A 6,969-nucleotide genomic window follows, 5' to 3' on the forward strand; every position below is an offset into this window, starting at 1 on the left:
TCTTAGAGACAAAGGATAACTTAGAATATGTTTCTGCACTATCAAAGCTATATACACCACAAAATATTTTTGAAGATTTTTTTGATAAGATTAATAAGAATATCAGTTTTTTATCTAATTGTAATGCAGAGTTTTTAGGTAAAATACTAAAAGACCATGTATTAGCTAAGGCTGATGAGCTTTACCACCATATTGATATGGTATTAAATAGCTTTGAAGGTAGAATAGTTGGTAAAAAGGGAGAAGCTTATAAAGATTTTATCTCATCTTGGAATAGTGGTAACTACCCTGAAAAACTAACTTTTTACAATGCAAATGCTAAAAAAGATTACCTTGATGGTGTTTCTGAAGAAATAAAGGAATTAAAGAATGTTTACCAAACATTCCTTGATTACAAAAAGGTCCAAAACTCATTAGATGATAACTTTATTTATTTTAAAGCCATTGAGTGCTTTGCATCTTCTCTTATAAAGGAAAAGCGAAGAAAATCAGCATTAACCTTTGCAGATGTTTCTGATATTGCTTTAGATATCCTTGAGAAAAATCAGAAAATTAGAAGCTACTATAAAAATAGCTTTGATAAAATAATGATAGATGAGTTCCAGGACAATAATGAAAAGCAAAAGAAACTTCTTTATTTACTCTCAGAAAAGAAAGATAGATTTATTACTCCATATCCAACAATTAATGATATTGAGGAGGATAAGTTATTTTTTGTTGGTGATGATAAGCAGTCAATTTATCGCTTTAGAGGTGCTGATGTATCGGTATTTAGATCTCTTAAAGATGAAATAAAAAATAGTGGAGGCCTTAATCTAGCATTAAGTACAAACTATAGAAGTGATAAGGTGTTAATTAATCACTTTAATAGTGCGTTTAAGAATGTTTTTGCTTCTGCTCAAGCAAGCTATGAAGCTATTTTTGAAGAGACTCAGTATAGTAAAGATAGTAATGAAGCAAGTGTTAATTTAGCTCTTTTTGACCGTGATAATGTGATTGAAGGGGGATTGGACTCAAATGAGTGTGAAGCTGAATACATTGCAGAAGCTATTTTAGATATTTTAACAAGTGATAATTATTTAATTAATGGAAAAAGACCAAAGCCAAGTGATATTGCAATTTTGATGCGAAGTGCTTCAAACCAATGGCAAATTGAAAAAGCATTAAAGCTTAGGGGTATTGATTATCAACTTTTAGAGAGTAGATCTTTGATGATTGAAGCTATCTCCTCTGATTTTTATTCATACCTACAATATCTTACTTATCCTGAGGATAAGATTGCTTTTGCTTCTCTTTTAAAATCACCATTTGTTAGATTGTCAGAAAATGGTTTTATAGAAATTATGAATAATAAAGAGCTAACATTAGCTGAGGATATAAAAAGATATAATCAATTTACTAATCTCTACAATGAGATAAAGGCAAAGTTATATTCTTATACTCTTACATCCTTATTACTAAAAATATATATAGATAGTGGATATAAAGCATATATTGATCTTGATAGAGCATATAGTTCATATAGCGAGCATTTTGAATATCTCTTTAGTTACGCAGAGTTATATGATAGTGAAGGATACTCCCTTTCTGATTACATCAGACTTCTAAGATCAAATATCGGGGAAACAAAAAAATTAAGAGAAGCTACTGTATTAAGAGAGAAAAAGGAAGGGGTCCAAATTATGACAATTCATAAATCTAAAGGACTTGAATTCCCAATTGTCTTTTGCTCATTTCTGGGTAGTAGAGGTAAAAATGATACAAGTGATCCTCTATATACTTATAATGGTAATTTAGTTTTTGATAGCACGAAAATTACTAAAAAAATATTAAATAAACTTGATAAAGAAAGAGAAGATGCTGAAGTTAAGCGCTTACTTTATGTTGCTATGACGCGAGCTGAAAACTATCTATTTTTAACTGGTAGCTATAAGTTAAAGAGTGATGGATCTTTTTCTCTTGAAACCGGTAAGCTCCTTCTTACTTATCTAAATTCTATTAATTTTGTTCCAGAGAAGGGCTCATATTATAAAATTCCTGCTCTTGAAACTGTTAATGTTACCGCTAAGTTGGAAAACCACACTGACAGGAAAGAAAACCTTACCTATGATGGTGCCCGTGACCTTTTAGCTACTTTCAAGAGTGAGGAAACTCCTTCTTTTGATCTTTCTTCAAAAAGAGTTAAGGTAACAGAGAGTGAAAGCTATTCTTTAGAAGGTGATAGAGTTTTCTTTGATGAAGAAAAAAGTGATGAGATTATTAAAAAGTATTCTTGCTTTGACAAATTTGGAACTCTATGTCATCTTGCGCTTGAAGTCGCAATGAAGGGTGATGACCTTACACTTATTGAATGTGATATCAGCGAAGAAAATAGAGAAAATGAAGAAATCTTAAAGACAGTAAGAAAATTCGTGGATACCTTTTTTAATAGCGAACTATATAATACCTATGTTAAAGATAATAGATGTGAAGAAGAGGTTAGATTCTACAGCTATCAAGAGGGCGTTGTTATTGAAGGTGTTATCGATTTAATTGTCTTTTTAGAGGATAAAAATATAATCATCGACTATAAAAGTGATAGAAGTAAAAATCTTAATGACCATAAGGACCAAGTTGTTAATTATGTAAAAATAGCAAGTGAAATATATAATAAACCTTGCTATGGAACACTCTTTTATTTAAGAGATGGTAAAACTGAAGAGTTCTGGGATAAGGATGGAAATACAGTTGAAATTAAATGAGTGTAGCTTTCGCTACACCCTATTGATTATAAGCTTTCGATGGCCTTCTTAATTTTATTTAGAGCTTCTAAAACACACTCTCTACTAGTACCATAGTTAAATCTTACAAACTTTTCATATCCACTTCCAAACCAAGAGCCATCATTACAACAAATACATGCATAGTGGCCTAAGAAGTGAGATAGTATGTAATGATCCCCGTCATAGAATTCAGGGTGCTTTTTACTATCAGCTACAATTTTATCCCAAACATCTGAAAAGTCTAAGAAAGTAATAAATGATGCTTTTGCATTTGCCATCTTTACACATGGTAATTCTGTTTTAAAGAAGGTTTCCATTACATTTACATTTTCTTCTAAGTAGCTATCTAAATCATCTAAAAATTGATAGTTCTCAGGGCTATAGACTGCCTCAGCAAGAGTTCCTGCAAAATATCCTTCAGCATATAAGAAGAGTCGTTTTTGAGCAGCTTTATACCTTTTTAGCATCTCTGTATCTTCAAAGATTGCGAAGGCACAGTGTTCACCTGCGATATTAAATGTTTTTGAAGGTGCCATGAAGGTAATACACTTTGCCCCAATAGAGGTATTGGCATAGCCCATAGGGTAGTGCTTTGCACTTGGATGAACTAAATCAGAGTGAATTTCATCGCTTAATACAAGCTGTCCACGTTCTTTTGCAAGAGATAAGATAAACTCAAGATCAGATGAATCAAATACAACTCCAGATGGATTATGAGGAGAGCAAAACATTATTGCTTTGCAGCCTTCACTTATGGTTTCATATTTTTCTCTATCGAATGAGAATTTACCATTATTCTGTGTTAAATCAAAACGCTTAACAATTCTATTACTGTTTTGAATTAAATGTACAAATGGCTGATAAACAGGATAAGGAAGAAGCACTTCATCCCCTTCATTGGTAAACATATTTAGCGCAAGTGAAATCGCATGAAGCATACCTTGAGCATATGTTGTGTGCTCTTCATCAATCTTCCATCCATGTTTATGCTCAACAAATTTAATGAAGTTTGGAAGCATAGAATTATGAGAGGCATATCCAGGGACAGCTAAATCTGTTTCTTTTTGTAGTACCTCTTTGATTAGTGGTGAGGTTGCTAAATCCATGTCAGCAACCCAAAATGCATCTGCATTAGGATTTCCACATATATCCTTTATTAACTCTTTTGACCATTTATCTGCATTTGAATTTCTTCTATCTACTGCTTTATCAAAAATACTCATTTGTTTAATCCTTTTGTAATTTTTCCAATAGTTTTTGAAAAAGGAAAACGATAAGGAATTTTAATTTCTTCTTTTTCTATATCGCTTACAATCTTTTTTATTTCTTCCTCATTTAACGGAAAATTAATACTTGCTACGTAGGAAGTTGCAATTCCTGAAGCAGAGAGTACTCTTTCTGCTTCAATGCCTGTTACTAAATTTAATTTATCAGAAGCAATAATTACAGCAATATACCCCACAAGCTCTGAGCAGGAAAAGTTTTCTAAAGCTTTTCGTACTTTATCAGATATTCCTCCTTTTGAAGGTGAGATAACAAAGACAATTGTCTTGGCTTCAACACCCTTATCGAAGAGAGAAAAAACTCCAAATTCACTTTTCCTTGCGAGTGCAATTGCAACTTCACTTGCGGCTTTTGAATCATCTTTGATAATTACTTTATTCATTTATGCTCTCCGGATCAAAAGCTTTAATATAGTTTGCTATTTCTTCTGCATCTTGCTTACTAATACCAATATTAGTAACAACACGACATGCACCGCACTCTGAGAGTACTAAAAGTCCATCAGCATTAAATTTTTTAACAATTTTGTTAATATCGTAGTTATCAGAAGTAAAGAAAAGGATGTTAGTTCCATAGGTTAATACTCTAGCCCATGATGTGCTTTCTATAGCTTCTTTAATTAGCTTACAGTTGTCATGGTCCTCCTTTAATCTTTCAACATGGTTATTTAATGCATAAATACCTGCAGCGGCAAGGTATCCAATTTGACGCATACCACCACCTAACATCTTTCTATACCTACGTGCTAAATGGATAAATTCTTTATCCCCACAAAGCATTGATCCAACAGGGCACCCTAGGCCTTTTGAAAGACAGAATGTTACATCATCAGCACATTTTGCCCATGTAGAGAGTGGAATACCTGTTTCTACTACAGCGTTAAAGATTCTAGCTCCATCAAGGTGAACCTTCATATTGTGTTTTTCTGCAATTGCCTTAATTTTCTGCATCTTCTCTAGAGGATAAATTAGTCCACTTGTAGTATTTTCAACCTCTATCATTGCACTTTTACCCATGTCGTATGAGTATGGGCGTATGTAGTTTTCAAGAGTTGTTTCATCGATAATACCATTAACTGAATCAACTGTGATTGGAATAGTATTTGCAATTGCACTTACAGCTCCAATTTCATGCTGAATAATGTGGCTTTCTTTCGAACATAATACCTCATTACCTCTTCCACCATAAATCATTAAGGAAAGTAAGTTCCCCATACAACCAGATGAAACAAATACAGAATCTTCTTTACCTGAAAGCTCTCTTGCCATAGCTTCAAGAGTATTAACAGTTTTATCTTCCCCATATACATCATCACCGACTTCAGCATGATACATAGCTTCTCTCATCTGTGGGGTTTGTAATGTAATTGTATCTGATCTTAAATCGTAAATTTTCATTTATTTTCTCCTTTTAACTTATCAAATAAAGTAAAGAATGTAGGGAATGTAACGCTACAAGCACTCTCATCATCAATAGTAAGTTCCTCATCACAGAGTAATGAACAAACAGCTAATGCCATTATTATCCTATGATCTTTAAAACCTTTTACTAAAGTGCCTTTTACCTTTGTTCCTCCTTTTATTAATAGTCCATCTGGGTTCTCAACAACATTAGCACCTAATGCTTCAAGATTTTCCCTCATGCACTTTATTCTATCTGTTTCCTTAATTCTTGCATTTTGAACATTATAAAATAGTACATCTTCTTCAGCTTTGAGAGCTGCAATGGTCAATACTGGAAGGGTATCTGGCATTGAATTTAAATCAAAACTTCCACCCTTAAGGTGTTCAGGTCCTTTTACAGTCACACTGTATCCATTCCATGTAATTTCACACCCCATAGCTTGTAGTACATCAAGAATACGTTTATCTCCTTGTACATCGTTTCGATCAAGGCCGTTAACAGTAATAGCTGTGCCTGTTATTGCTGCCATAACAAAGAAGAATGATGCAGATGAGAAATCGCCTAAAACAGTTACTTCATCTTCTCTATAACATTGACCACCCTTGATTTCAACGTGTTGAAGATCTTCTGAAATTGTATATTTAATGTTTTGTCTATCAAGCCACTCAAGAGTCATCTTTACATATGGCTTTTCATATAATAGAGGGCAATCAACAACACTATCTGTAGAAGCAAGCGGAAGAGAGAGTAATAGAGATGATAGGTATTGACTTGTTTTACAAATAATGGATGTTTTTCCACCTTTTAAAGCTCCCGTTATTTTTACAGGAGGACATTCTCCTTCTAATTGGGCATTTAATCCTAAGTCTCTATATGCATTAACAAGAGGTAGAATAGGGCGTCTATTTAGTTGTTCATCCCCTGTTAATGTAATTTCTTTAGCTCCTAATGTTCCTAGTAAGCCATAGAGTAAATATGTTGTTGTACCACTATTCATAGTATCAATAGTTAAAGATTTTCCATTTATATCTAATTCTGATGAATCTACAAAGGCTGTTTCGTTTTCGCTTGTAAATGTGATTTTAGCACCTAACATTTTACATGCATCGATACATGCAATTGTATCAGAGCTTATTAGTGGATTATGAATAATAGATTTACCTTTTGCAAATGTTGCAATTAAAAATGCTCTTATAGTTTGGCTCTTACTTGAAGGAATTGATATTGAGCCAGAAATTGAAGTCTTCTTAAGTTTTTTCATGAAATTGATTGTAACACAAAGATGTAAAAAAGCCACCTCAGAAAAGGTGGCTTTATGTGATGAATGATAAACTACTTGAGGTAGATATCTTTTGTTGGGTGGTAATCCATTGTGTTTGGATACCAGCCGCCCCACTTGTTAGTATCAATCATGTTCTGTGATACATAGTAGTAGAATGGGATGATTGCCTGATCTTCGTTGATGAGGATATCCTCAGCTGTGAGAAGAACTTCGAATCTGTCTGGACCAGCTTCCATT

General features: G+C 33.2%; 5 protein-coding genes and 1 pseudogene. 1 reads left to right on the forward strand and 5 read right to left on the reverse strand.

Annotated features, from left to right (window positions below; all coding sequences use genetic code 11):
* A partial coding sequence (locus SOY52_RS04090; protein ID WP_320847707.1) for a UvrD-helicase domain-containing protein occupies positions 1-2,741 on the forward strand: 2,741 nt, incomplete at its 5' end.
* 26 nt (positions 2,742-2,767) lie between these two features.
* On the opposite strand, the gene SOY52_RS04095 is transcribed toward SOY52_RS04090, so the two are convergent.
* The 5 genes and pseudogenes from SOY52_RS04095 to SOY52_RS04115 all read right to left on the reverse strand — a co-directional run.
* On the reverse strand, positions 2,768-3,985 hold the full coding sequence (locus tag SOY52_RS04095) for a MalY/PatB family protein (RefSeq protein WP_320847708.1): 1,218 nt from the start codon (positions 3,983-3,985) through the stop codon (positions 2,768-2,770).
* A complete protein-coding gene (locus SOY52_RS04100; RefSeq protein ID WP_320847709.1) occupies positions 3,982-4,428 on the reverse strand; it encodes a hypothetical protein in 447 nt (148 codons plus the stop codon). Before SOY52_RS04100 ends, SOY52_RS04095 begins: the two co-directional genes overlap by 4 nt.
* Positions 4,421-5,443 carry a GntG family PLP-dependent aldolase gene (locus tag SOY52_RS04105; RefSeq protein WP_320847710.1) on the reverse strand — a complete coding sequence of 341 codons (1,023 nt, stop codon included), beginning with the start codon at positions 5,441-5,443 and terminating at the stop codon, positions 4,421-4,423. Before SOY52_RS04105 ends, SOY52_RS04100 begins: the two co-directional genes overlap by 8 nt.
* Positions 5,440-6,711 (reverse strand): 3-phosphoshikimate 1-carboxyvinyltransferase, encoded by a 1,272-nt coding sequence (gene aroA / locus SOY52_RS04110; RefSeq protein ID WP_320847711.1) that lies wholly within the window; start codon positions 6,709-6,711, stop codon positions 5,440-5,442. Before aroA ends, SOY52_RS04105 begins: the two co-directional genes overlap by 4 nt.
* Positions 6,712-6,782: 71 nt before the next feature.
* A pseudogene (locus SOY52_RS04115) lies at positions 6,783-6,969 on the reverse strand (peptide ABC transporter substrate-binding protein); the annotation flags it as partial.

Origin of the sequence: Bullifex sp. (assembly GCF_034103065.1) — a bacterium.
Classification (GTDB): domain Bacteria; phylum Spirochaetota; class Spirochaetia; order Sphaerochaetales; family Sphaerochaetaceae; genus Bullifex.